This is a genomic window from Paenisporosarcina sp. P4_D4 (genome assembly GCF_056401835.1).
Genome location: NZ_JBFUIO010000370.1, coordinates 1 through 833 on the forward strand (window position 1 = coordinate 1; position 833 = coordinate 833).

Sequence of the window (833 nt, forward strand, 5' to 3'; positions counted from 1 at the left end):
ATTTAAAATTGGCTAAAGAAATTAAGGCTGGTCAGACAGTTGATACCGAAATGTTGAAGACATACGAAAGTTCTCTTAAAAATAGTCTAACTATAGTTGCAATTTCGGTAGAGTGTTCAATATGTAAGGAACTTATTAATAGTTTTCCACAGTCAATTAACAGTTTTAGTAATTTAATATTATTGAGTAATGGAAAAATTCCGGACATTCAGAGAAACATATTAATAAACCAGAATATTAGTTTTGTTGAATCCGAAAAAGTTTTTAAAATCCTTGGTGTTCGATCTGTACCAAAAGTTATCAAAATAGAAGATAATATTATTTTAAGTGTTAATAACATAACTAATGTTGACGAGTTATCTTTGATTTAAAACTATTATAGTTCTACATTTTAACTCAGTTGGAATAAACGAAGATTAAATTAAAAGGAGCCAGAAAATCGTTACAAAATCGATTCTTTGGCTTTAGATATTCGATTAACCTCCCCATCATGCCTTTTCCAACTCCTTGGTCGTACTCTTTGACAGTATTTGTGACTTATGTTCACTTCTACGATCATTGTAGGGTCCACTCATTAATTCTTTTACCATATATCCTGAAAATATAGTTCAATCATTGGGATGGAAATTTGACGAGGTTACTTTCTCCATATACTTTTCCTTGTTTATCAATAGTTGTTGCTAGTTCTTCTTTTGTTCTAGAAGCCTGTTGTTCTATCGTGGTAGGTTCAGGATGATGACATGGAAACCGAATAATCGCAATCATTCTACATCCCCTAGTCCAATGCGTGAATTTGCTCGGTCACATAAACTAAGGGAGGCAAAGCTAGATTG

General features: G+C 32.3%; 2 protein-coding genes. One reads left to right on the top strand and one right to left on the bottom strand.

Translation table 11 applies throughout. The features are described from left to right. Positions 1–371: hypothetical protein (locus tag AC1DSL_RS18895; RefSeq protein ID WP_477533429.1), on the top strand; the 371-nt coding region annotated here is incomplete at its 5' end. 241 nt (positions 372–612) lie between these two features. On the opposite strand, the gene AC1DSL_RS18900 is transcribed toward AC1DSL_RS18895, so the two are convergent. Then, positions 613–765 (bottom strand): hypothetical protein, encoded by a 153-nt coding sequence (locus tag AC1DSL_RS18900; RefSeq protein ID WP_477533430.1) that lies wholly within the window; start codon positions 763–765, stop codon positions 613–615. Positions 766–833: the final 68 nt, after the last annotated feature.